The organism is Bradyrhizobium sp., from assembly GCF_036735945.1.
Lineage (GTDB): Bacteria > Pseudomonadota > Alphaproteobacteria > Rhizobiales > Xanthobacteraceae > Bradyrhizobium.
The window spans coordinates 1-21,851 of the sequence record NZ_DAINNI010000034.1 but is presented as its reverse complement, the minus strand read 5'-3'; the positions used below and the strand labels follow the sequence as shown (position 1 = coordinate 21,851).

Genomic DNA, 21,851 nt, shown 5'->3' with positions numbered 1-21,851 from the left:
CCAATCGTGACAAATGCACCAATCGTGACAAGTGCACCGATCGTGAAAAGTGCACCAATCGTGCCAATCGAGGGGCACTGAGAGTCAGGGCAAACAATGGCGAAGCAAGGGCAAACCGGCGGCCAGCGACATGAAAGCGGGAATCCCGACAGCAAGGGGCTCGAAGGTCTGACGGTCGCCGCCCGTGAAGCCGCCAATCGCGCGCCGGCCGGAAAAGGATTACCTCCAGTTCATCTGTGGAATCCGCCGTTCTGCGGCGACCTCGACATGCGAATCGCTGGCGATGGCACCTGGTTCTACATGGGCACGCCGATCGGGCGGCCGGCGCTGGTGCGGCTGTTCTCGACCATTCTCAAGCGCGAGGACGGCAAGCACTTTCTTGTGACCCCGGTCGAGAAGGTCGGCATCCGCGTCGACGATGCGCCGTTCCTGGCGGTGGAGATGCAGATCGACGCCGGCGATCACGGCCGTCTGCTCAGCTTTCGCACCAATGTCGACGACTGGGTGCCGTGCGATGCCGCCCATCGCCTCCGGTTCGAGATGGCCGCCGATGGCGGGCTGACGCCCTATCTGCATGTCCGCGCCGATCTCTGGGCGAAAGTCACCCGCGCGCTCTATTACGATCTGGTTGACATGGGGGAGGAGCGAATGGTCGATGGTCAGCCGATGTTTGGAATCGAGTCCGGCGGCGAGTTCTTTGCGATGGCGGACGCGAAGCAGGTGAGGGACGCGGTTTGAACGAGCCGATACTGAAGAAGATGGAGGCGGCTCCGATCAACTCGGCGGAGTTTTTCGCGCGGAGCAAGACCCGGCTGAACTTCGACGTGCCGCCCGGCCTGATCGACCCCGATATCATCCCGAAGACCGGCGACTCCGGCAACGACCGCATGCTCGAGATCGTGGCGCGCGAGCAGCCGGTGCGTCCGGCCGCGGTGCTGATCCCCGTGGTCGATCACGACGAGCCGACCGTGTTGCTGACGCAGCGCTCGCCGCATCTCAGTAGCCACGCCGGCCAGATTTCCTTTCCCGGCGGCAAGATCGACGCGACCGACGCGTCCCCGCTCGATGCCGCCTTGCGCGAAGCGGACGAGGAAGTCGGCCTCAAAAGCCAGTTCATCGAGCCGATCGGCTATCTCGACCTTTACGGCACCGCGTTCGGCTTTCGCATCCTGCCGACGGTCGCGCGCGTGAAGCCCGGCTTCAAGCTCAGCATCAACGAGGGCGAGGTGGTCGATGCGTTCGAGGTGCCGCTGGCGTTCCTGATGAATCCCGAGAACCACCAGATCCATTCCAAGGATTTCCGCGGCATCGAGCGCTCCTATTACGCCATGCCGTTTGCCGAGCGTTATATCTGGGGTGCGACCGCGGGAATTCTGCGCGTGCTGTATGAACGGATTTATCTCGCATGATCCGTCCGGTTCTGACCGAAGTCGGAATTTTCCTGATCCCGTTCGCGGCCTATGCGCTGTTCCTGATTGCGACCCGTTCCGGCGTGTTCGCATCTTCCTCCTGGCCGGCGCATCTGATCGCCAAGCTGGTGCTGGGATCGCTTTTGCTCGTCGTGCTCAGCTTCGTCATGCTCGCGCAATTCTCCGGTGCGCCGCCGAATTCGACATACGTCCCGGCCCATATCGAGAACGGCAGACTGGTCGACGGAGTCGAGAAATGAGCGAGGCCCGCGTGCTGTCGGATGCACCCTGGCTCAGATCGGGTCCGGCCGCGCGCGTGCTGAAATTGCTCAATGGCGATGGCGAGGAAGCCCGCGTCATCGGCGGCGCCGTGCGCAATGCGTTGCTGGGCATTCCGCTCGGCGACATCGACATCGCGACCACGGCGCTGCCCGAGGAGGTGGTCCGGCGCGCCAGGGTGGCCGGCATCAAATGCGTGCCGACCGGGATCGACCATGGCACGGTGACGCTGGTCGTCGAGTCCCATCCCTTCGAGGTCACGACCTTGCGCGAGGATACCGAGACCTTCGGCCGCAAGGCCAAGGTCGCGTTCGGGCGCGACTGGGTTCGTGACGCGGAACGGCGCGACTTCACCATCAACGGACTTTCCGTCGACGCCGGCGGCGTCGTGCATGACCATGTCGGCGGGCTTGCCGATATCGAAGCCAAACGCGTGCGCTTCATCGGCGATCCCGGCCAGCGCATCGCCGAGGATTATCTCCGCATCCTGCGCTTCTTCCGCATGCACGCCGCCTATGGCGTGGGCGAACCCGACCGCGCCGGCTATCTCGCCTGCATCGACGGTCGCGCCGGGCTTTCCACGCTTTCCGCCGAACGCGTGCGCATGGAGATGCTGAAGCTGTTGGTCGCCGAAGGCGCGGCGGTCGCGCTGCAGGCGATGGCCGACGCCGGCCTGCTGCTGCCGGTCTTCGGTGGCGTCACCTATTCCGGGCCGTTCGCGGCGATGATCGCCGCCGAACGCGAAATGGGGCTGCCGCCGAGCGCGGTGCGCCGGCTCGCCGCGCTCACCGTCGCGGTGACCGAGGATGCGAAGCGCGTCTCGGCACGGCTGCGCCTCTCCAATGCGGAAGCCAAGACGCTCGACTCCATGGGCCACCGCTGGTGGCGGCTCGCCACCAGCGACGATGCGCGCGCCCGGCGACTGCTCTATCGCCTCGGCGAGGATGCCTACCGCGACCGCCTGATGCTGGCGTGGGCGCGCGCCGGCGGCGTCGGCGATGGCGCTCCGCGCTGGCACGACCTCGCAACCTTGCCGCAGCGCTGGACCGCGCCGAAATTTCCGCTCAAGGCCGCCGACTTCATTTCGCGCGGCATCGCGCAAGGCCCCGCGCTCGGTCATGTGCTTGCGCTTGCGGAGGATGCCTGGCTGGCGGCGGGTTTTCCGCTCGATCCATCCGCGATCGCCGCGGTCGCCGACCAGGCCGCGGCCCGTTTCGCGCGAGACCACCGGCTGTGAATCTTTTGGCCGGGTTTGTCGATGTCTCCCTCGGCCAGCTCGTGCTGGTCGGGGGCATGGCGCTGCTGGCTTCCGTGATCGGCGGGCTTGCCGGCTATGGCACCGGCGCCCTGATGCCGCTGGTGCTGGTGCCGATGATCGGCGCCGAGCCGGTGGTGCCGATCATCGCGATCTCGGCGATCTTCAGCAATATCAGCCGCTTCGCCGCGTATTTTCGCTATGCCGACCGGCGGCGCGCGCTGATCGTGATCGGCGCTGCGATGCTGACCACGGCGCTCGGCGCCTATGGTTACACGCGGCTGAGCAGCGCCGGCGCGGCACTTGTCATCGGCAGCATGCTGATCCTGAGCGTGCCGCTGCGGCGGCTCGCCAGGCATCGCAACGTCAGGATCGGCGATACGGGTCTTGGCGTCAGCGCGGTCGGCTATGGTGTGGTGGTCGGCGGCACGTCAGGCTCGGGCGTGATCCTGCTGTCGCTGCTGATGGCGTCGGGACTGGAGGGCGCGGCGGTGATTGCCACCGATGCGGTGATTTCGGTTGCGACCGGTCTGATCAAGATTTCGGTGTTTGGCCTGGCCGGCGTCGTGACCGCGCAGGTGCTGGCTTTCGCGCTCCTGATCGGCGCCATCGCAGTTCCCGGCGCCTTCCTCGCAAAAGCCTTCGTCGAGCGCATGCCGGTGCACATCCACACCGCCATCCTCGATGCCGCCGTGATCGTCGGCGGCATCGTCATGATCACCGCGGCGCTGCGGCGCTAAGGAAGCGGCTCATAGCCCTGTCAGCGCTTCGCGGGCAATAATAGCTCCGTCAGCGACCGGATGATGCGGTCGGGCTTCACCGTGCTATCAGGCGGCAGGCCGTCGCCATGCGCGTCGATCCAGATGGCGTAGATGCCGAGCCGCTGCGGCGCCACGACCTCCCACTCCAGATTGTCGCCGATCATCCAGGTCTCGGAGGCGGTGACGCCAAGCGTCTGCATGGCGTGCAGATAGGCGCGCTCCTCCGGCTTGCCGAAGCCGTGCTCGCCTTCGATCTGGATGTGATCGAAGCGATCCGACAGCGCAAAGCGTTCGATCTTGGCGCGCTGGGAACCCGCGGCGCCGTTGGTCACCAGCGCCAGCTTGATGCCACGCGCCTTCAATTCGTCGATCGCGTCATGCGCCCCGGGAAAGACGAACATCTCTTCTTCGCGATAGGCGGCAAAGCGGTCGGCGAGCCGGACCGCCAGATCGTTGGGCAACGCGTGGCCGCCTGCGGCAAGCGCGGCGAATCCGTTGCCGACGGTCAGGCGCCGCGCTTCTGCGAGCTTCAGCCGCCATTCGGCTCCTGCGACCGCCCAGAATTGTCGTGCGGACTCGTTGACCGCTGTGGCGACCTGCTGTGGGGTAAGGGGTCCGAACTCGTCGGCGAATTCCTTGGCGACGTTGTTCCAGGCGATCTCGGGACGTCCGTAGGCCGACAGGATAGTGTCATCCATGTCGATCAGCATCGCGCGGGGAAGTTCGGTCATCGTATCAGCGGGTCTCGTTGCTGGAGGCACCGGCCGCGGAACGCGCAGGGCCTGATCGTCCGCGAATATCAGATCGGCCGCGCCGGGTCCAACCCCGAGAAGCGGACGCCGCCGGGCCATCCAGCCGGCGGCGTCAAAGGTCCCCTTAAATCATCTGGTTGTGGCGGCCGTTCGCCTACTCGTCCTCGTCTTCTTCCTCATCATCCTCGTCCTCGTCCTCGTCTTCTTCATCGTCGGACGTATCGGTTTCGACGAGCTCGAGGACGGCGAGCGGCAGCGTCTCGCGAAACAGATCGCCCTCATTGCCCATCCATACGCACACGACGTTGCCGTCCTTGACCTCCACCACGCTGAGCGGGTGGCCGCCGGACTTGAGAATGACGACGTCGCCTGGCTTCACTTCCATGATCTGCTCCTTGAATTGCTTGACACGAATCGCACCCTAGCGACCCGTCATGACAGCCGATCATGCGATCATGGCCATTTAACTTCCGGTGGCATCGAGGAGAGGATGGAATCCACATTGCCGCCGGTTTTCAGCCCGAAAATCGTGCCGCGATCGTAGAGCAGGTTGAACTCGACATAGCGTCCGCGCCGGACCAACTGCTCCTCGCGCTCGGCCGCAGTCCATGACGTGGCGAAGTTGCGCCGGACCAGTTCGGGATAGATCTTCAGGAAGGCGCGGCCGACCTCCTGCGTGAAGGCGAGATCGGCATCCCAATCGCCGGAATCGTGCCAGTCGTAGAAGATGCCGCCGATGCCGCGTGCTTCCTTGCGGTGCGGCAGGTAGAAATATTCGTCGCACCATTTCCTGTATTTGTCGTAGTCGGCGACGCTGTTCGCTCCCCCGCAAGCCTGTTCCATCGCCTGGTGGAAGGCGAGCGTATCGGGGTCTTCCTGGGTGCGCCGGCGGTCGAGCACCGGCGTCAGGTCGGCCCCGCCGCCGAACCAGGCCTTGGTGGTGACGACGAAGCGGGTGTTCATGTGCACCGCCGGCACATGCGGGTTGCGCAGGTGCGCGATCAGCGAAATGCCCGACGCCCAAAACCTTGGATCGTCGGCCGCGCCCGGAATCTGCGCGCGGAATTCCGGCGCGAACTCGCCGTGCACAGTCGAGCAGTGCACACCGACCTTCTCGAACAGCCGCCCGCGCATCATCGACATCACGCCGCCGCCGCCGGGCTTGCCGGTGTGGTCGGTGCGCTCCCACGGCGTACGCACGAAGCGCCCGGCCTCGCCGGGATAGAGGGCAGGGGGCGCGTCGTCTTCCAGCCGCTCGAAGGCGGCGCAGATGTCGTTGCGCAGCGCTTCGAACCAGCCCCGTGCGCGCGTCTTGCGATCTTCGATCAACGACATGTCCATGCGGAATTCCTAGCCCTGCGGCCCGAAATAGGTGCAGCTCTCGTTGCAGCTATCACGATAGACGCTGACGCGGGTGATCTTGCCGGCATGCTGGACCCGCTCCCAGATGAAGCGGGAGATGTTCTCCAGCGTCGGCGTGCCCAGCGCCTCGATCCTGTTCAGGAACTTGTGGTCGAGGGTCTTGCGGACATCTTCCATGCTGCGCTCCAGAAGGCCGAGGTCCAGCACCATGCCGGTTTCCGGATCGGGCGTGCCGCGCACGCTGACCTCAGCGCGAAACGAGTGGCCGTGAATTTCCTCGCTGGCCGCGCCGAAGGTCGTGCCCTTCAGCGAATGCGCGGCTTCGAAGCGAAATGATTTCGTCAGTTCCCACATCTCGAAAGTCTGGTCCTATCTGATACCAAGTGTCTTGTGCGTTTGCAGGCTGAGCCGCCATTGCGGATGGCGCAGGCAGTAGTCGACCGTGCGCGCGGTGTTTTCGGTGACGTCGGGGCCGTCCATCGGCTGCAGCGAGAAGCGCTCGAAGTCGAGCCCCGCGAAATCTTCCGGCGCGGCGCCTTGCTGCGGATAGACCAGCTTCAATTCATGGCCACGGCGCACCACGAGGTCGGCGCCGGCTTTCGGGCTGACGCAGACCCAGTCCATTCCCTGCGGCGGCTCGATCGTGCCGTTGGTCTCGATCCCGATGGCAAAACCGCGCGCATGCAGCGCATCGATCAAGGGTGGATCTACCTGCAGCAGCGGCTCGCCGCCGGTCAGCACCACGTAGCGGTTGGTCGCGTCACCGGTCCATTGCTCCGCGATCGCATCGGCGAGTTCATCCGCCGAGGCGTAGCGGCCGCCGAGCGTGCCGTCGGTGCCGACGAAGTCGGTGTCGCAGAACTGGCAGGTGGCGGTGGCGCGGTCCTGTTCGCGGCCGCTCCAGAGGTTGCAGCCGGAAAAACGGCAAAACACCGCCGCGCGGCCGGCATGCGCGCCTTCGCCCTGCAAGGTCAGGAATATTTCTTTGACCGCGTAGCTCACACCTTCTCCCTGGACCCGGTCTCGACCGCTGTCGGATGACCCGTCTGCCGCAACGCCTCTCCCAGTGCCATGGCGGCCGACATCGCCACATTGAGGGAGCGCAAACCCGGCCTGATCGGGATCACCACGCGGGCATCCGCCGCGGCAACGACCTCGTCGGTAACTCCGGCTGATTCCCGTCCGAATAGCAGGACATCGTCGCCCTGATAGCGGAAATCCAGGTAGGAACCTGCGGCTTTGGTCGTAAACAGCACCAGCCGGAGACCCGCTTCGTTACGCCATTCCTCGAATTTTGACCACGAGTCATGGCGGGTGAGGGCGACCTGATCGAGATAGTCCATTCCCGCCCGGCGGAAATGCCGGTCGGAGATCGGAAATCCCGCCGGTTCGATGATATGGGCTGATACACCCAGGCACGCGCACAGGCGCAGAATCGTTCCGGTGTTCTGGGGAATATCAGGCTGGAACAGGGCGAGATGCATGTGTCGAGGTTCCGGGCGCACGCAGATGATTGCTGAATAATCACGGTCGGGCGCGGATTTAGTGCATTGCACGTTTGCGAGCCGATAGCGGGCTTGCGCTCTCCCGGCAAGGGTGCCAATAGAACGATTCTGGACTGCTTGTTCCGCCGGATTGGGGAAGGAAAAGCAGTTTTCTGCCGCCGCGGGGGCCGCGGGCGCCGGCAGCCACTTCCGGGTGCACCTTGGGCGCTTCCGGGGCGGTTCCGCCGGCTGCAGATGAGAAAGGGCTTGGAATCGTGACGACAGCGTCTTCGGCGGACCATCCGACACGCCGTGATTTCCTCTATGTTGCAACAGGAGCCGTCGCCGCCGTCGGCGCGGCTGCCACGGTGTGGCCGCTGGTTTCCCAGATGAACCCGGACGCCGCGACGATCGCGGCCGGCGCGCCGATCGAGGTCGACCTGACCCCGGTCGCCGAAGGACAGGACATCAAGGTGTTCTGGCGCGGCAAGCCGATCTACATCAGCCACCGGACCAAGAAGCAGATCGAAGCGGCTCAAAGCGTGCCGGTATCGAGCCTGCCCGATCCGCAGCCCGACTCGGCCCGCGTCAAGGCGGGCCATGACCAGTGGCTGGTCGTGATCGGCATCTGCACGCATCTCGGCTGCATCCCGATCGCCCATGAGGGCGCCTACGACGGCTTCTTCTGCCCCTGCCACGGTTCGGTGTACGACACCTCGGGCCGCATCCGTCAGGGACCGGCGCCGGCCAACCTGCCGATCCCGCCCTATACGTTCGTTTCCGACACCAAAATCCAGATCGGCTAAGGGGTCGGGCGCCAGCCCGAGCCCCCTTACGCCGTCGCGTCGTCTTACTTCCTCAGGATCGCATCAATGAGCGGACCATCCGATTTTCAGCCGACCAATCCCGCCTTGAAGTGGATCGAACGGCGCCTCCCGATCATGGGACTCATGCATTCCTCGTTCGTGGCGTATCCGACGCCGCGTAACCTGAACTACTGGTGGACCTTCGGCGCCATCCTTTCGGTGATGCTGGGCGTGCAGATCCTGACCGGCGTGATCCTGGCGATGCACTACACCCCGCACGCCGATCTCGCCTTCAAGTCCGTCGAACTCATCGTCCGCGACGTCAACTACGGCTGGCTGCTGCGCAACATCCACGCCAGCGGCGCCTCGATGTTCTTCTTCGCCGTCTACATCCACATGTTCCGCGGCCTTTACTACGGGTCGTACAAGGAGCCGCGCGAAGTGCTCTGGATCCTCGGCGTCATCATCTATCTCCTGATGATGGCCACCGGCTTCATGGGCTACGTGCTGCCGTGGGGCCAGATGAGCTTCTGGGGCGCCACCGTCATCACCAACCTGTTCTCGGCCATTCCCTATGTCGGCGACAGCATCGTGACGCTGCTGTGGGGCGGCTATTCGGTCGGCAACCCGACGCTGAACCGCTTCTTCTCGCTGCACTACCTGCTGCCGTTCGTGATCGCCGGCGTGGTCGTGCTGCACGTCTGGGCGCTGCACGTCGCGGGCCAGAACAATCCGGCGGGTGTCGAGGCCAAGACTGAAAAGGACACCGTGCCTTTCACGCCTTACGCCACGATGAAGGACATGTTCGGCGTCTCCTGCTTCATGCTGTTCTTCGCATGGTTCATCTTCTACATGCCGAACTATCTCGGCGATGCCGACAACTACATCCCGGCCAATCCCGGCGTGACGCCCGCGCACATCGTGCCTGAATGGTACTACCTGCCGTTCTACGCGATCCTGCGTTCGATCCCGAACAAGCTCGCCGGCGTCGTCGCGATGTTCGGCGCGATCATCATCCTGGCGTTCCTGCCCTGGCTGGACAGCGCCAAGACGCGGTCGTCGAAGTATCGCCCGCTGGCCAAGCAGTTCTTCTGGATCTTCGTGATCGTCTGCATCGGCCTCGGCTATCTCGGCGCCCAGCCGCCGGAAGGCATCTACGTCATTGCCGGCCGCATCCTGACCGTGATGTACTTCGGCTACTTCCTGATCCTGCTGCCGCTGCTCTCGGTTATCGAGAAGCCGCGTCCGGTGCCGAACTCGATCGCCGATGATGTGCTGGCCAAGTCCGGCGCCAAGCGCGCCACCGTGGCCTCGGCGGTGATCGCGCTGCTCGTTGCGGGCGGATTGTTCGCCGGCAGCGTGCAGGACGCGCGCGCCGAGGATCATGGCGTTTCACCGCCCGGCCAGAAGTGGTCGTTCTCCGGCCCGTTCGGCAAGTTCGACCGCGGCGCGTTGCAGCGCGGCCTGAAGGTCTACAAGGAGGTCTGCTCCTCCTGCCACAGCCTGTCCTATATCGCCTTCCGTAACCTCGCTGATCCCGGCGGCCCCGGCTATTCGGTGGCGCAGGCGCAGGCGTTCGCCTCCGAGTACAAGATCAAGGACGGCCCGAACGATCAGGGCGACATGTTCGAACGGCCGGGCCGGACCGCCGACTTTTTCCCGTCGCCGTTCCCGAACGAGCAGGCGGCCCGCGCGGCCAATGGCGGCGCGGCTCCGCCGGATCTGTCACTGATCACCAAGGCTCGATCCTACAAGCGCGGCTTCCCGATGTTCCTGATCGACTTCTTCACCCAGTATCAGGAGCAGGGCCCCGACTACGTCGATGCGGTGCTGCAGGGCTATGAGGACAAGCCGCCGGCCGGCTTCGACCTGCCCGAGGGCGCCTACTACAACCGGTATTTCCCCGGCCACGCCATCAAGATGCCGAAGCCGCTGAACGACGGCCAGGTCACCTATGACGACGGCTCGCCGGCCACGGTTGCGCAGTATTCGAAGGACGTCACCACGTTCCTGATGTGGGCCGCGGAGCCGCACATGGAGGCGCGCAAGGCGCTCGGCCTGCAGGTGTTCGTGTTCCTGATCCTGCTCACCGTGCTGCTGTACTTCACCAAGAAGAAGGTCTGGGCCAACGCCCACTGATCCTGCCTTCGTCATCCGCGAATTCGGAAAAGCCCCTGCGGGGGCTTTTTTGTTGCCTTCAAATGGGCGTGCGGGCGGCGGGGCGGCGGATTGCTTCCTGGCGTCAGTGCGGACAAGATGGCCGCCAACCCCAACCACAAGACATCAGTTGCGGAGGACTCCCATGGGTACCAGCGTCACCTTCAAGCGGCCGGACGGCAAGGATGCGGCCGGCTATCTCGCCAACGCCTCGCGCGGCAATGCGCCGGGTGTGGTCGTGATCCAGGAATGGTGGGGCCTGCAGGACCAGATCAAGGGCATGTGCGACCGCTTCGCGCTGGCGGGCTTCGACGCGCTGGCGCCCGATCTCTACAAGGGCACCGTGGTGCCGTATCACGACACGGACGCGGCCGGGCGGGAGATGAACTCGCTGGATTTCATGGACGCCACCACGCAGACCGTGCGCGGCGCCGTGCAGTATCTGTCGCGCAACGGCGCCAAGGTCGGACTGACCGGCTTCTGCCTCGGCGGCGCGGTGACCATCATCGGCGCCACCAGGATTCCCGAGCTTGCGGCCGGCGTGGTGTTCTACGGCATTCCGCCGGAGCAGGCGGCAAAGCCGGCGGACGTGAATATTCCGCTGCAGGCGCACTTCGCCAACAAGGACGATTGGTGCACGCCGCAGGTGGTCGACGCCTTCGAGCAGGGCATGAAGGCCGCCGGCAAGTCGCTCGAGTTGTTCCGCTATGACGCCGAGCACGCCTTCGTCAACGAGCAGCGGCAGACCGTGCATGACCGCCAGGCCGCGGAACTCGCCTGGGGCAGGGCGACCGCGTTTTTCGCCAAGCACCTGGGGTAGGAATGAAAATCTTCTGCACGGGCGCGTCGGGCTATATCGGCGGATCGGTTGCAGCGCGTCTCGCTTCCGCCGGCCATCAGGTCACCGGCCTTGTTCGTTCGGCCGAAAAGGCCGACGCGGTTCGAGCGTTCGGCATCGTGCCCGTGTTGGGCACGCTGGAGGACGGGGAAATTCTCGCGCAGGCGGCGCGGGCCGCCGACGTCGTCGTCAACGCCGCCAGTGCCGACCACAAGGGCGCTGTCGCAGCGCTGCTCGATGCTGTCAGCGGAAGCGGCAAGGCCTTCATCCACACATCAGGGTCGAGCATTGTTGGCGAGCGTTCCCGCGGCGAGCGCTCCGACGACATCTTCGACGAAGACACGCCGGTCACGCCGTCGCCGGCGCGCGCAGCGCGCGTCGCGCTGAACGAGTTCATCCTCTCCCATCGCGACAAGGGCTGCCGCCCCGTCATCGTCTGCCCGAGCCTGATCTACGGCATCGGCCACGGCGCAGGGCGCGACAGCGTGCAGGTGCCCTTGCTGATCAGGCTCGCGAGGAAGCGCGGCAACGCGGCGCATGCCGGGCCCGGCGAGAACATCTGGTCCAACGTCCACATCGACGATCTCGTGCCGCTCTATGTGCTCGCGATCGACAAGGCGCCGGCGGGCAGCTTCTATTTTGCCGAGAACGGCGAGAACTCGATGCGCGATGCCTGCGTGGCGATCAACCGCATGCTCGGGTTTGCCGGGCCGCCAACGGCGATGTCGATGCAGGAGGCCGCCGCCGAATGGGGCGAGGGCACCACGGAGGATACGATGGCCTCGAACAGCCGGGTGCGGGCCAAGCGCGCGCGCCAGCTAGGCTGGGAGCCGAACGGGCGCGGATTGATCGAAGAGATCGAGCAGGGGTGTTACCGGAATTAGGACAGCAAACACGCCGTCGTCCCGGCGAACGCCGGGACCCATACTCCGCGGCGCTTGTTGTGAAGGTAGATCGCGGACATCATCGCCAAATAACGACGCCCTGTGGTTATGGGTCCCGGCGTTCGCCGGGACGACGATTGTGGTGAGGTGCTGACCAATTTAGCCCTTCACCCCATCCCACCAGGCGCATGTGCCCGACATCAGCTTGTAATTCCCCTCCATCACCTGCACCGGCGCGCGCAGGCCTGAAGCGGCGGCGTTGAGGCGCATCTGGCGGGCGACCTCGCGGTCTTTCTCCGGCAGCCAGACGCGTTCATGGCCCCACAGGCTCGGGCCGTCATGCATCTCGACCGGCTGCCATGTCGCCGGATCGATCTCGCGGCCGCCCCAGCCGCATTCGATCATGAAGGAGGAGGGCGTCTTCGCATAGAACGAGGTCATGAAATCATTGGTGTGACGGCCGAGCGTGACGTTGACGCGATCCTCCTGCGACATCGCGATGTCGTAAGCTTGGCCGACATCGTCGAGCGAAAACAGTTCCACCATCAGATGATGCATGCCGTCCCGGCCGGTCTCGATCAGCGCGAGGCTATGATGCCTGGCGTTGACGTGAAAGAAATAGGCGCGGAACGGCTTTGTGATGTAGTCGGACAGGCCGAAGCCGAGCACGCCGACATAGAACGCCATCATGGGCTCGATGTTCTCGACCGTCAGCACCGCGTGTCCGAGCCCGAGCGGACCGGTGCGAAAGCCCGAGATCGAACGGCCCGGCACGAAGGGCGTCTCGTCGAGCTCGGCGCCGTGGAACGCTTCCAGGCGGTTACCGGCCGGATCGCGAAACGAGATCAGTCTGCGGACGCGCCGTGCATCGGCCAGCGTCTGCGGCTCGGCCACAACAGCCACGCCAGCGGCTTCCAGCCGCGCCGCCAGCGCATCGAGCGCCGCGCTGTCAGCCACTTCCCAGCCGAAGAAGCGGGTGCCGTCGCCCATCGCGCGGTCGATGACGATGCGCTGCTTGCGGTCGTCCATCCGGAACGCCAGCAGCGAGTTGCCGCGCTCCACCGCCTGCAGGCCGACGAGGCCGGTCCCGAACTGCCGCCAGTCCTCGAGGTTATCGGATCCGAAGCCGGCATATCCCAGGCCCAGCACTGCCATCCCTGCCTCCATTGATCGCAGTCTCGGCGTGTTCAATGCCGCCGCTGCCTTGCTCAAATCCTACGCAGGTTTGCACCGTTCCGACAGCCAAAGATCGGCCGGGACGGGGGGCGTTCCAGCCTGTCCCTCCCTTGACATCGCAGCCTGCGGATGATGATTAGGTTCCCATGAGCACCGTCGTGACCCCCTCCCGCCTGTGGTGGCGCACCTCCTGAAGAGGTGGCCGGTGCGATTTCATTTTTTTCAATCGTCGGAGGTCGCCATCGCAGTGCGACGGTCCCTTCGCTTGTCCTGTGTGGCGCTCCCTCCCGAAACTTCGTAAGAGGATCACATGAACAGGACAGCCTTCTCCCTGCCGGAGCGCAGCGAATACCGGACCGGCGGCGGCCTCGCGATCTCGCGCGTCGTCGAACAGTTCACCGGCAACGCCAGGCGCCTCGACGATTTGATCGAACTGCTCGACCGCCGCCGTGGCGTCGTGCTGTCCTCCGGCACCACGGTGCCGGGCCGCTACGAGAGTTTCGACCTCGGCTTTGCCGATCCGCCGCTGGTGCTGGAAACCACAGGCGCCAGCTTTTCGCTGTCGGCGCTGAATGCACGCGGCGAGGTGCTGATCGCATTCCTGGGCGACGTGCTGCGCGAGCCCTGTGTGGTGATCTCCGAGAAAAGCCCGACGCGGCTGGCCGGCCATATCATCCGCGGTGCCGCGCCGGTCGAGGAAGACCAGCGCACCCGCCGCGCCAGCGTGATGTCGCTGGTGCGCGATCTCATCGCCGCGCTCTCGGCCAATGACGATCCGCTGCTCGGCCTGTTCGGCGCGTTCGCCTACGACCTCGTGTTCCAGATCGAGGACATCGTGCAGAAGCGGGCCCGCGAGGCCGACCAGCGCGACATCGTGCTGTACGTGCCCGATCGCCTTCTGGCCTATGACCGCGCCACCGGCCGCGGCGTGGTGCTGAGCTATGATTTTTCCTGGAAGGGAAAATCCACCCAGGGCCTGCCGCGCGACACCGCCGAGAGCGTCTACGCCAGGACGCCGCGGCAGGGCTTTGCCGATCACGCGGCGGGCGAATACCAGGCGACCGTCGAGGTCGCGCGCGCGGCGTTCGCGCGCGGCGATCTGTTCGAGGCGGTGCCGGGGCAGCTGTTCGCCGAGCCCTGCGAACGCTCGCCGGCCGAAGTGTTCCAGCGGCTCTGCCGCATCAACCCGTCGCCCTATGGCGCGCTGATGAATCTCGGCGCGGGCGAATTTTTGGTGTCGGCGTCGCCTGAGATGTTCGTGCGCTCCGACGGCCGCCGGGTCGAGACCTGCCCGATCTCGGGCACGATCGCACGCGGCGTCGATGCAATCGGCGACGCGGAGCAGATCAGGCAGCTCCTGAACTCGGAAAAGGACGAGTTCGAACTCAACATGTGCACCGACGTCGACCGCAACGACAAGGCGCGCGTCTGCATTCCCGGTACCATCAAGGTCTTGGCGCGGCGGCAGATCGAGACCTATTCGAAGCTGTTCCACACCGTCGATCACGTCGAGGGAATGCTGCGTCCGGGCTTCGACGCGCTCGATGCGTTCCTGACGCACGCCTGGGCGGTCACGGTAACAGGGGCGCCGAAATTATGGGCGATGCAGTTCGTCGAGGACAATGAGCGTTCGTCGCGGCGCTGGTATGCCGGCGCGATCGGCGCGGTGAATTTCGACGGCAGCATCAACACCGGCCTCACCATCCGCACCATCCGCATGAAGGACGGCCTTGCCGAGGTGCGTGTCGGCGCCACCTGCCTGTTTGACTCCGATCCCGCCGCCGAAGACCGCGAGTGCCAGGTCAAGGCCGCCGCGCTGTTCCAGGCGCTGCGCGGCGATGCGCCAAAGCCGCTGTCGGCGTTTGCGCCCGATGCCACCGGCTCGGGTCGCAAGGTGTTGTTGATCGATCACGATGACAGTTTTGTGCATATGCTGGCGGATTACTTCCGCCAGGTCGGCGCCAGCGTGACGGTGGTCCGGCATGTCCACGCGCAGGACATGCTGAAGAAGAACTGGGATCTCCTTGTGCTGTCGCCGGGCCCCGGTCGCCCGGAGGATTTCGGGATTTCAAAGACCATCGGCACGGCGCTTGAGCGCAAGCTGCCGATCTTCGGCGTCTGCCTCGGCGTGCAGGCGATCGGCGAATATTTCGGCGGCCAGCTCGGCCAGCTCGGCCAGCCCGCGCATGGCCGTCCGTCGCGGATCCAGGTGCGCGGCGGCCGCCTGATGCAGAATCTGCCGAACGAGATCGTAATCGGCCGCTATCACTCGCTCTACGTCGAGCGCGACAGCGTGCCCGACGTGCTCGAGGTCACCGCGACCACCGAGGACGGCGTCGCGATGGCGATCGAGCACAAGACCCTGCCGGTCGGCGGCGTGCAGTTTCACCCGGAGTCGCTGATGTCGCTCGGCGGCGAGGTGGGGCTGCGGATCGTCGAGAACGCGTTTCGTCTGAACGGGGGCCGACCCGATGCAACATCTTAGGCACCGTCATTCCGGGATGGTGCGTTAGCACCAGACCCGGAATCTCGAGATTCCGGGTTCGATGCTGCGCATCGCCCCGGAATGACATTTGAAAGAGATACGAATGACATTCGATCACGACATCAAGGCCACCGTTCGCACCATCCCGGATTACCCGAAGAAGGGCATCCTGTTTCGCGACATCACGACGCTGCTCGCGGATGCGCGCGCGTTTCGCCGCGCGGTGGACGAACTGGTGCAGCCCTGGGCCGGGTTGAAGATCGACAAGGTCGCCGGCATCGAGGCGAGGGGTTTTATCCTCGGCGGCGCGGTGGCGCATCAGGCCTCGGCGGGCTTCGTTCCGATCCGCAAGAAGGGCAAGCTGCCGCACACGACGGTGCGGATCGCCTATTCGCTGGAATACGGCATCGACGAAATGGAGATGCATGTCGACGCGATCCAGGAGGGCGAGCGCGTCATCCTGGTCGACGACCTCATCGCCACCGGCGGCACCGCCGAAGGCGCGGTGAAGCTGCTGCGCCAGATCGGCGCCAACGTTGTCGCCGCCTGCTTCATCATCGACCTGCCGGATCTCGGCGGCGCGGACAAGCTCCGTGCGATGGATGTGCCGGTGCGCACGCTGATGTCGTTCGAGGGACACTGAGCTTTTCCAGTTCGCCGCGCCGACCGCTAAACCGCTTCTGCTTCGAGCTGCCTCCGCCAGTACGACGCGCGCTCTTTCAGGCGAGCGTCGCGGATGTAGGGCAGTTCTTCCTCTTCCAGCCGCTCGCATTCCTCGAACGCAAAACTGTCCGCCCCGTGCGCGGTCCATGCCGCCTGCAGGCCGCGGCAGGGGTGGCTGCCCTGGCGGAGCGTGAACCAGATCCGGTTCTGGATCTTTTCGAGGTCGGGGGTTTGGCCGACCCACGCCTCCGATGAGGCCGCGCAGCGGATGACGAAGATGCCCGCAGCCGGCTTGCGCTCCTTGTAGGCGGCGATGGCTGCCTTTCTCGCTGATGTCATGGGGTGCCTCTCGCTTGGTCGCTGCGGCGATACCAGATGGCCTAGCTGGCGTCAATATTACCCGGGTAATATTATTTGGCGGACGGAGCCAGCAGCCTCAGCTCAAGCTCCCGAAGGACGCTGTAATTCCGGCGGATCCACTGATGCAACTCGGTCGAGGAGTCCCGTTCGTTGCGCAGGTAGTCGGTGAAGGAAAAACTCACGCGATCGACATAGGTCCTCAGGAACGAGGGCAGGGCCGGGATCCGCACCACCTCGCCCGTTGCCATGTCGCGGGGCAGTTCGCCGCGTATCACATACTCGTTGTCGATGGTGACAAGCGCGTTCGCCGGGATCTGGTCCTGCAACGCCGGATAGCTGCGCGCGGAAACGCGGTCGGTATCGGCGACAAACAGGACGATCGGCTCAACGCGCCGCCGGAGCGCTTCCTTCAGGAAGCCGATCTCGTGGGTCATCTTGAAGAACTCGTCGAAGGCGTGAAAGCCGAGGTCGATCACCTTGGCGATGCCGTCATTGACGATCAGGCGGTCCATCAACTGCATCTTGCCGTAGGTGTCGCCCACGTCCGCGGTCTCGGTGATGCGCGGCAGGTATTCCAGCAGCGACGGTTCCTTCAGGTTGATGTCGAAGCAGGCGACCGAACCGTCCTTCAGCAGCAGGAACTCGGCCAGAAGACGCGCGAGCAGCGTCTTGCCGACCAGCGGCCGGGGCGAGCAGATGATGTAGACAGGCGTGGAAGTCATCGCCTGTATATCAAAGGAATTTTTCGCCTAATCCAGCCCCTTGGCCGCAGGGCTGCGAGTTATTTTTCGCCGCCGCGCGTCGCCGACTTGGCGCCGACCAGATCGGTCAGCTTGATGCGGTCGTACTCGCTCCAGACGTTGGCGAGCCAGTGCCGGACATAGCCGCGCAGCACGAACGAATAGTTCGCGGCTTCGTCTTCCTTGCCCTTGTTGGCGACGAATTTGAGGAACGGCACCGAGGAGACCTCGACCTGCTCATAGGCCATTTCATTGAGCTTGGGGATCGTGAGGTCGGTGGCGTCCTTGATGCGGTGAAAGTAGGAATTATAGGTCGCCTGGTCCCACTGGAAGAACTGGGTATCGTTGATGAAGTTCTTCACCAGGAAGTACTTGGCGCCCTGCATGAAGTTCGCGGTCTCGGCGATCTCGTCCAGCGAGGCGATCGAGGGGCCCAGTATATGGAACACGGCAAACGTGATCTGGCCGGCCTTGGCCGCGTCAAGAAAGCCGATGTCGCGCAGCGAGGCGAGCGCCGGCGACAGCAGTCCGGCGCGGACGTCGATCACGGTGACCGAGGGCCCCGCGCTCAGCGTATCGAAGATCTTCATCTGGTCCGCAGTCGTCGTCATGTCGACGATTTCGGTGATATCGGGATGGAACCGCTTCAGCGTGCCGCGCGGCGATTCGGTATCGAACGCCCGGGTCGGCACGTTATTGGCACTGAAGTAGTCCAGGAGCGTCCGCGATACGGTCGTCTTGCCGACCCCGCCCTTGTCCGCGCCCACCACAATCACGACTGGCTTTGCCATTGAATTCCCTTGAACAGCGTACCCGGCCAGCGGGGAGCGGCCGGTAGGTCAGATTCCCTGCTTTGGGCGCGAACATGGCAGAAACGAGAAATAATTCAATTCCTTGGACCGCCATCGCAGCCATTCATACCGAATTCGTTGACCCGGCGGCGATGAAAACGGCAACCGTCTAACGGTGCGGGCCCCAGGGGCCGTTCGACGAGGTGGAACCAGCGCCCGGGATAGCGGCAGGCTCGCTGGAACCGCTCCAGGGGCCGCGCGGTGGCGGCGGTGGAATCCGCTCGCCGGCTGATTCTTCGGCCGCATCCGTCTGGTCGCTCGCCGTCTCGGAGGGCAGGGCGAGCGGGCCGGGATCGTGGCCGCCGGCAAACTGCACCAGCGCCTTGACGCGCGAATCGACCGACGGATGGGTCGCGAACAGGTCGGCGAATCCCTCGCGCGGATTGTCGACGCAAAGTTCCATGACCGCGGAGGTGGCGCCGGGGAGTTCGCCGCGATTCTCGATCTTGCGCAGCGCCGTGATCATGGCGTCCGGATTCTTGGTCAGTTCGACCGAGCCGGCGTCGGCCAGCAGCTCGCGCGAGCGCGACAGCGCCAGCTTGACCACCTGCGACAACAGCCAGGCCAGCACGATCAGCGCGACCGCGATGACGATGGCGAGGACTGCGCCGCCGCCGCCTTTGCTGTCGTGGTCGGATGACGATGAAGAAGACGAGCGGGAAGACGAGGACGACCAGCCGCCGCCGCTCGAGTTCCAGGACAGGTTGGTGAACATGCGGAAGAACAGTTCGCCGAAAAAGCCCACCACGCCGGCGATGATTACGGCGACCACCATCAACTGCACGTCGCCGTTGCGGATATGGGTGAGCTCGTGGCCGAGCACGGCCTCGATCTCCTGGTCGTTGAGCGCCTGCAGGAGGCCCGTGGTGACCGTGATGGAATATTGCCGGCGGTTGAGGCCGGTGGCGAAGGCGTTCAGCGCCGGGCTGTCCATCAGCTTCAGTTTCGGCATCGGGATGCCGCGCGAGATGCAGAGGTTTTCAAGGAGATTATAAAGTCGCGGCTCCTGCTGCCGCGTCACGCTCTCGCCGCCGGTCACGGCGTCGATCATGTTCTGGTGGAAGAAATAAGCGATCACGATCCACACCGCCGCGGCAATGGTGGCGTAGGGGAACGCCGCGACCAGGTCGCGCGAGGCGTGTGTCAGGTAATAATTGAGCGGCCGGTCGCTGTTGGCGAACACTTCGCCGACCAGCGCGCCGGCAAACACCAGCACGTAGATCAGCAGAAACAGGCCTGCAAGCAGCAGCATCGAACGAAACTTGTTCGATGCAATATGCGTGTAGAGACCGTACGCGGCCATGGTCGGGCTGCTCTGCCGGGTGTCTGAAGCGTCAGAACTTCACGGTCGGCACCGTCTCGACTTGGCTGCGGCTGGCGCCGAGGTCGAAGAATTCCTTGCGGGTGAAGCCGAACATACCGGCGAACAGCGCGGCCGGAAGCTGCTGGATGCCGGTGTTGTATTCCTGGACCGCGTTGTTGAAGAAGCGGCGGCTGGCCGCGATCTTGTTTTCGAGGTCGGACAGTTCGCTGGCGAGCTGCTGGAAATTGGCGTTGGCCTTGAGGTCGGGATAGGCCTCCGACAGCGCGATCAGGCGGCCGAGCGCGCCGGAAAGCTGGTTCTCGGCGGCCGATACCTGCGCCGGCCCCTGCGCCGACATCGCCGAATTGCGCGCCTTGATGACGTCGTCGAGCGTGCCGCGCTCGTGGCTGGCGTAGCCCTTCACGGTCTCGACCAGGTTCGGGATCAGGTCGTGGCGCTGCTTGAGCTGGACGTCGATATCGGCAAAGGCCTGGCTGACGCGCTGGCTGAGCGCGACGAGGCGGTTATACGCGCCGAACGCGAACAGCACGATGATGACGATGACGCCGAGAACGATCCAGCCGGTCGACATGACGGACAACTCCTGAAGAGGACGGAAGACAGCGAAACTAGACGAAAAGCGGGGCGTGCGGCAGCCCGCCCGCAAGATGGGGCATGGCGTTAGTCGGAACAGGGGCGGGATAAGTTCAAGGCCGGTTTTTGTGACGTGTCCCGGACGCGGTGCAGCGTCCTTCCGGCGATGCGAAGCATCGTCCGGTGACGCTGCACCGCAGAGCCGGGACCCATCGCTGCCACAGGAGCTGGGCCCCGGCTCTGCAGCGCATCACGCCGCAAGCGCGTCGCGCTGCGCTGCGTCCGGGGCGCCGAGGATCAGCCTTCCTCGGTCACCGCATCGCCCCATCGCCAGCGGCGGGCTGCGGCGTAATCCGCCTTGGCGCGGCGGGGCACCTTGGTGAGGGAAAGTCCTTCTGGCGTGCAGAGTTTTGCGGTGATTTCCACCTTGCTCACATCAGGTTGCGCCAGCACGCGGGAAGGCCGCCGGCCTTCAACCGGCGCGCGCATCAGCGCCACATAGGAGAATCGTTCATCCTCGAACGGCACTTCCGCGCCCTTGACCTGCATGTGCGCGCGCGAGCGCTGCAGACGTTGGCTGAAATGGCACCAGTCGGGCGGCTGAAGCGGGCATTGGCCGTCATGCGGGCAGGGGGCGGCGACATGCGCGCCGAGGCCGATCAGGTGCGCGCGCAGCGCGATGATTCGCGCATAGCCCGCGGGCGTGCCGGGCTCGACCACGAGCAGCGTGTCGTTGGTCTTTGCCCACATCGCCTCGGCGAGCGCGCGCTGTTCGGCATCGCCGATCTCGCCGATCATGTAGCTGGCCATGACGAGGTCGGCGGCTTCCGCCTTCGCCAGCGTGGCGTGCGCTTCGCCGCGTTCATAATCGATCGCGCGTAGCCGTGTGCTGTCCCGTGCAAGGTCCAGCGCCAGCGCGCGCAGCGCGTCGTTGGCGTCGAGCAGTTTGAAATCCTTCAGGGAAGAAAATGACTCGGCCGAGGCCCAGGTCGCCGTTCCCGGCCCGGCGCCGATATCGAGCAGGCTGCCCGGCTCAAAGTCCGGCCGGATCTCTGCCAGCGCGTTCAGGCTCGCGGTGACCGCTGCATAGGTCGCGGGCATCCGCGCCAGCGCATAGGCGAGCGCGTCGGCTTCGGTGCGGATGGCGCCGGAGTTGCCGCCGCCGCGATAGGTTCTCGAAATTGTCGCCGCGCGGCCGGCGGCGTCGCTGCGGGAGAAGCCGCGCAGCTTGCCGTCGAGCGCGGCTTTCAGCTCCGCAGGGAGGTCGGGTGAGGTCATCTATCGGTTGTCGTGCCCCGCGAAGGTGGGGCACCCAGTAAGCCGTGACGGTTTTGCGCTTCCACTGAAAGCGCGGCGTACTGGATCATCCGCCTTCGCGGATGACGACGTCAACGGGCGGGCGCGAGCTGGATCACGCCACGTGCTGATCGAGGATCTTCACGGCGTCGTCGAGGCCGACCGAGACCAGTTGCGAGACGCCGCGTTCGGCCATGGTGACGCCGAACAGCCGGTTCATCCGTGCCATCGTGATCGGATTATGCGTAATGATGATGAAGCGCGTCTCCGTCGAGGAGGTCATTTCGTGCAGCAGGTTGCAGAACCGCTCCACGTTGTGGTCGTCGAGCGGCGCGTCGACCTCGTCCAGCACGCAGATCGGCGAGGGGTTGGTGAGGAACACCGCGAAGATCAGCG

General features: G+C 64.9%; 25 protein-coding genes. 11 read left to right on the top strand and 14 right to left on the bottom strand.

What is annotated here, in order from left to right; translation table 11 throughout:
- Positions 1-96 precede the first annotated feature (96 nt).
- From V7E26_RS14175 to V7E26_RS14155, 5 genes are read left to right on the top strand one after another with little or no spacing between them, the layout of a single operon-like run.
- Positions 97-738, top strand: coding sequence for a DUF1285 domain-containing protein (locus V7E26_RS14175; protein WP_324416957.1), 642 nt, complete (start codon positions 97-99; stop codon positions 736-738).
- Between the two features lie 20 nt (positions 739-758).
- Positions 759-1,409 carry a CoA pyrophosphatase gene (locus V7E26_RS14170; RefSeq protein WP_442893400.1) on the top strand — a complete coding sequence of 217 codons (651 nt, stop codon included), beginning with the start codon at positions 759-761 and terminating at the stop codon, positions 1,407-1,409.
- Complete coding sequence (locus V7E26_RS14165) at positions 1,406-1,669, top strand: DUF6111 family protein (protein ID WP_324416953.1); 264 nt, start codon at positions 1,406-1,408, stop codon at positions 1,667-1,669. Before V7E26_RS14170 ends, V7E26_RS14165 begins: the two co-directional genes overlap by 4 nt.
- The gene (locus V7E26_RS14160) at positions 1,666-2,925 is read left to right on the top strand and encodes a CCA tRNA nucleotidyltransferase (RefSeq protein WP_324416951.1); all 1,260 of its coding nucleotides are present in this window, start codon (positions 1,666-1,668) and stop codon (positions 2,923-2,925) included. The genes V7E26_RS14165 and V7E26_RS14160 overlap by 4 nt, the downstream gene beginning before the upstream one ends.
- Complete coding sequence (locus V7E26_RS14155) at positions 2,922-3,683, top strand: sulfite exporter TauE/SafE family protein (protein WP_324416949.1); 762 nt, start codon at positions 2,922-2,924, stop codon at positions 3,681-3,683. Before V7E26_RS14160 ends, V7E26_RS14155 begins: the two co-directional genes overlap by 4 nt.
- Positions 3,684-3,703: 20 nt before the next feature.
- Here the strand turns inward: V7E26_RS14155 and V7E26_RS14150 are convergent, their stop codons facing one another.
- The 6 genes from V7E26_RS14150 to V7E26_RS14125 all read right to left on the bottom strand — a co-directional run bounded on the left by V7E26_RS14150 (position 3,704) and on the right by V7E26_RS14125 (position 7,302).
- Entirely contained in the window at positions 3,704-4,435 is a 732-nt protein-coding gene (locus V7E26_RS14150) for an HAD family hydrolase (RefSeq protein ID WP_324416947.1), read from the bottom strand.
- Between the two features lie 175 nt (positions 4,436-4,610).
- A complete protein-coding gene (locus tag V7E26_RS14145; RefSeq protein WP_324416945.1) occupies positions 4,611-4,841 on the bottom strand; it encodes a YodC family protein in 231 nt (76 codons plus the stop codon).
- Between the two features lie 68 nt (positions 4,842-4,909).
- Positions 4,910-5,797, bottom strand: coding sequence for an oxygen-dependent coproporphyrinogen oxidase (hemF, locus tag V7E26_RS14140; protein WP_324416943.1), 888 nt, complete (start codon positions 5,795-5,797; stop codon positions 4,910-4,912).
- Between the two features lie 9 nt (positions 5,798-5,806).
- Complete coding sequence (locus V7E26_RS14135) at positions 5,807-6,172, bottom strand: 6-carboxytetrahydropterin synthase (RefSeq protein WP_324416941.1); 366 nt, start codon at positions 6,170-6,172, stop codon at positions 5,807-5,809.
- Positions 6,173-6,187: 15 nt separating this feature from the next.
- Positions 6,188-6,820 carry a 7-carboxy-7-deazaguanine synthase gene (gene queE / locus V7E26_RS14130; protein WP_324416939.1) on the bottom strand — a complete coding sequence of 211 codons (633 nt, stop codon included), beginning with the start codon at positions 6,818-6,820 and terminating at the stop codon, positions 6,188-6,190.
- Positions 6,817-7,302, bottom strand: coding sequence for a tRNA (cytidine(34)-2'-O)-methyltransferase (locus V7E26_RS14125; protein WP_324416937.1), 486 nt, complete (start codon positions 7,300-7,302; stop codon positions 6,817-6,819). The genes queE and V7E26_RS14125 overlap by 4 nt, the downstream gene beginning before the upstream one ends.
- A gap of 275 nt (positions 7,303-7,577) precedes the next feature.
- Between V7E26_RS14125 and petA the strand changes: the two genes are divergently transcribed.
- The 4 genes from petA to V7E26_RS14105 all read left to right on the top strand — a co-directional run bounded on the left by petA (position 7,578) and on the right by V7E26_RS14105 (position 11,987).
- Positions 7,578-8,108, top strand: coding sequence for a ubiquinol-cytochrome c reductase iron-sulfur subunit (gene petA, locus V7E26_RS14120; protein WP_324416935.1), 531 nt, complete (start codon positions 7,578-7,580; stop codon positions 8,106-8,108).
- Between the two features lie 66 nt (positions 8,109-8,174).
- Positions 8,175-10,247 carry a cytochrome c1 gene (locus V7E26_RS14115; protein WP_324416934.1) on the top strand — a complete coding sequence of 691 codons (2,073 nt, stop codon included), beginning with the start codon at positions 8,175-8,177 and terminating at the stop codon, positions 10,245-10,247.
- Between the two features lie 163 nt (positions 10,248-10,410).
- Positions 10,411-11,085, top strand: coding sequence for a dienelactone hydrolase family protein (locus V7E26_RS14110; RefSeq protein ID WP_324416932.1), 675 nt, complete (start codon positions 10,411-10,413; stop codon positions 11,083-11,085).
- A gap of 2 nt (positions 11,086-11,087) precedes the next feature.
- A complete protein-coding gene (locus tag V7E26_RS14105; protein ID WP_324416930.1) occupies positions 11,088-11,987 on the top strand; it encodes an NAD-dependent epimerase/dehydratase family protein in 900 nt (299 codons plus the stop codon).
- A gap of 159 nt (positions 11,988-12,146) precedes the next feature.
- Here V7E26_RS14105 and V7E26_RS14100 read toward each other — a convergent pair whose 3' ends face one another.
- The gene (locus V7E26_RS14100) at positions 12,147-13,142 is read right to left on the bottom strand and encodes a VOC family protein (RefSeq protein ID WP_324416928.1); all 996 of its coding nucleotides are present in this window, start codon (positions 13,140-13,142) and stop codon (positions 12,147-12,149) included.
- Between the two features lie 331 nt (positions 13,143-13,473).
- Between V7E26_RS14100 and V7E26_RS14095 the strand changes: the two genes are divergently transcribed.
- Positions 13,474-15,648, top strand: coding sequence for an anthranilate synthase component I (locus V7E26_RS14095; RefSeq protein WP_324416926.1), 2,175 nt, complete (start codon positions 13,474-13,476; stop codon positions 15,646-15,648).
- Positions 15,649-15,751: 103 nt separating this feature from the next.
- On the top strand, positions 15,752-16,291 hold the full coding sequence (locus V7E26_RS14090; protein WP_324416924.1) for an adenine phosphoribosyltransferase: 540 nt from the start codon (positions 15,752-15,754) through the stop codon (positions 16,289-16,291).
- A 26-nt stretch (positions 16,292-16,317) separates the two neighbouring features.
- Here the strand turns inward: V7E26_RS14090 and V7E26_RS14085 are convergent, their stop codons facing one another.
- The 7 genes from V7E26_RS14085 to V7E26_RS14055 all read right to left on the bottom strand — a co-directional run.
- Positions 16,318-16,650, bottom strand: a complete 333-nt coding sequence (locus V7E26_RS14085) for a GIY-YIG nuclease family protein (RefSeq protein WP_324416922.1) — start codon at positions 16,648-16,650, stop codon at positions 16,318-16,320.
- A gap of 71 nt (positions 16,651-16,721) precedes the next feature.
- A complete protein-coding gene (locus tag V7E26_RS14080) occupies positions 16,722-17,393 on the bottom strand; it encodes a hypothetical protein (protein WP_324416920.1) in 672 nt (223 codons plus the stop codon).
- 59 nt (positions 17,394-17,452) lie between these two features.
- The gene (locus V7E26_RS14075) at positions 17,453-18,202 is read right to left on the bottom strand and encodes a hypothetical protein (RefSeq protein ID WP_324416918.1); all 750 of its coding nucleotides are present in this window, start codon (positions 18,200-18,202) and stop codon (positions 17,453-17,455) included.
- Between the two features lie 169 nt (positions 18,203-18,371).
- Complete coding sequence (locus V7E26_RS14070) at positions 18,372-19,565, bottom strand: M48 family metallopeptidase (protein WP_324416916.1); 1,194 nt, start codon at positions 19,563-19,565, stop codon at positions 18,372-18,374.
- Between the two features lie 31 nt (positions 19,566-19,596).
- Positions 19,597-20,157, bottom strand: coding sequence for a LemA family protein (locus V7E26_RS14065; protein ID WP_324416914.1), 561 nt, complete (start codon positions 20,155-20,157; stop codon positions 19,597-19,599).
- 299 nt (positions 20,158-20,456) lie between these two features.
- Positions 20,457-21,437 (bottom strand): small ribosomal subunit Rsm22 family protein, encoded by a 981-nt coding sequence (locus V7E26_RS14060; protein ID WP_324416912.1) that lies wholly within the window; start codon positions 21,435-21,437, stop codon positions 20,457-20,459.
- A 133-nt stretch (positions 21,438-21,570) separates the two neighbouring features.
- On the bottom strand, positions 21,571-21,851 hold a 281-nt coding region (locus V7E26_RS14055; RefSeq protein ID WP_324416910.1), incomplete at its 5' end, for a hypothetical protein.

Bases quoted from the DNA above. Each gene is read 5' to 3' on its own strand.
- V7E26_RS14175 (WP_324416957.1), top strand. From the start codon at position 97: ATGGCGAAGCAAGGGCAAACCGGCGGCCAGCGACATGAAAGCGGGAAT.
- V7E26_RS14170 (WP_442893400.1), top strand. From the start codon at position 759: ATGGAGGCGGCTCCGATCAACTCGGCGGAGTTTTTCGCGCGGAGCAAG.
- V7E26_RS14165 (WP_324416953.1), top strand. From the start codon at position 1,406: ATGATCCGTCCGGTTCTGACCGAAGTCGGAATTTTCCTGATCCCGTTC.
- V7E26_RS14160 (WP_324416951.1), top strand. From the start codon at position 1,666: ATGAGCGAGGCCCGCGTGCTGTCGGATGCACCCTGGCTCAGATCGGGT.
- V7E26_RS14150 (WP_324416947.1), bottom strand. From the start codon at position 4,435: ATGACCGAACTTCCCCGCGCGATGCTGATCGACATGGATGACACTATC.
- V7E26_RS14145 (WP_324416945.1), bottom strand. From the start codon at position 4,841: ATGGAAGTGAAGCCAGGCGACGTCGTCATTCTCAAGTCCGGCGGCCAC.
- hemF (WP_324416943.1), bottom strand. From the start codon at position 5,797: ATGGACATGTCGTTGATCGAAGATCGCAAGACGCGCGCACGGGGCTGG.
- V7E26_RS14135 (WP_324416941.1), bottom strand. From the start codon at position 6,172: ATGTGGGAACTGACGAAATCATTTCGCTTCGAAGCCGCGCATTCGCTG.
- V7E26_RS14125 (WP_324416937.1), bottom strand. From the start codon at position 7,302: ATGCATCTCGCCCTGTTCCAGCCTGATATTCCCCAGAACACCGGAACG.
- V7E26_RS14115 (WP_324416934.1), top strand. From the start codon at position 8,175: ATGAGCGGACCATCCGATTTTCAGCCGACCAATCCCGCCTTGAAGTGG.
- V7E26_RS14110 (WP_324416932.1), top strand. From the start codon at position 10,411: ATGGGTACCAGCGTCACCTTCAAGCGGCCGGACGGCAAGGATGCGGCC.
- V7E26_RS14105 (WP_324416930.1), top strand. From the start codon at position 11,088: ATGAAAATCTTCTGCACGGGCGCGTCGGGCTATATCGGCGGATCGGTT.
- V7E26_RS14100 (WP_324416928.1), bottom strand. From the start codon at position 13,142: ATGGCAGTGCTGGGCCTGGGATATGCCGGCTTCGGATCCGATAACCTC.
- V7E26_RS14095 (WP_324416926.1), top strand. From the start codon at position 13,474: ATGAACAGGACAGCCTTCTCCCTGCCGGAGCGCAGCGAATACCGGACC.
- V7E26_RS14090 (WP_324416924.1), top strand. From the start codon at position 15,752: ATGACATTCGATCACGACATCAAGGCCACCGTTCGCACCATCCCGGAT.
- V7E26_RS14085 (WP_324416922.1), bottom strand. From the start codon at position 16,650: ATGACATCAGCGAGAAAGGCAGCCATCGCCGCCTACAAGGAGCGCAAG.
- V7E26_RS14080 (WP_324416920.1), bottom strand. From the start codon at position 17,393: ATGACTTCCACGCCTGTCTACATCATCTGCTCGCCCCGGCCGCTGGTC.
- V7E26_RS14075 (WP_324416918.1), bottom strand. From the start codon at position 18,202: ATGGCAAAGCCAGTCGTGATTGTGGTGGGCGCGGACAAGGGCGGGGTC.
- V7E26_RS14070 (WP_324416916.1), bottom strand. From the start codon at position 19,565: ATGGCCGCGTACGGTCTCTACACGCATATTGCATCGAACAAGTTTCGT.
- V7E26_RS14065 (WP_324416914.1), bottom strand. From the start codon at position 20,157: ATGTCGACCGGCTGGATCGTTCTCGGCGTCATCGTCATCATCGTGCTG.
- V7E26_RS14060 (WP_324416912.1), bottom strand. From the start codon at position 21,437: ATGACCTCACCCGACCTCCCTGCGGAGCTGAAAGCCGCGCTCGACGGC.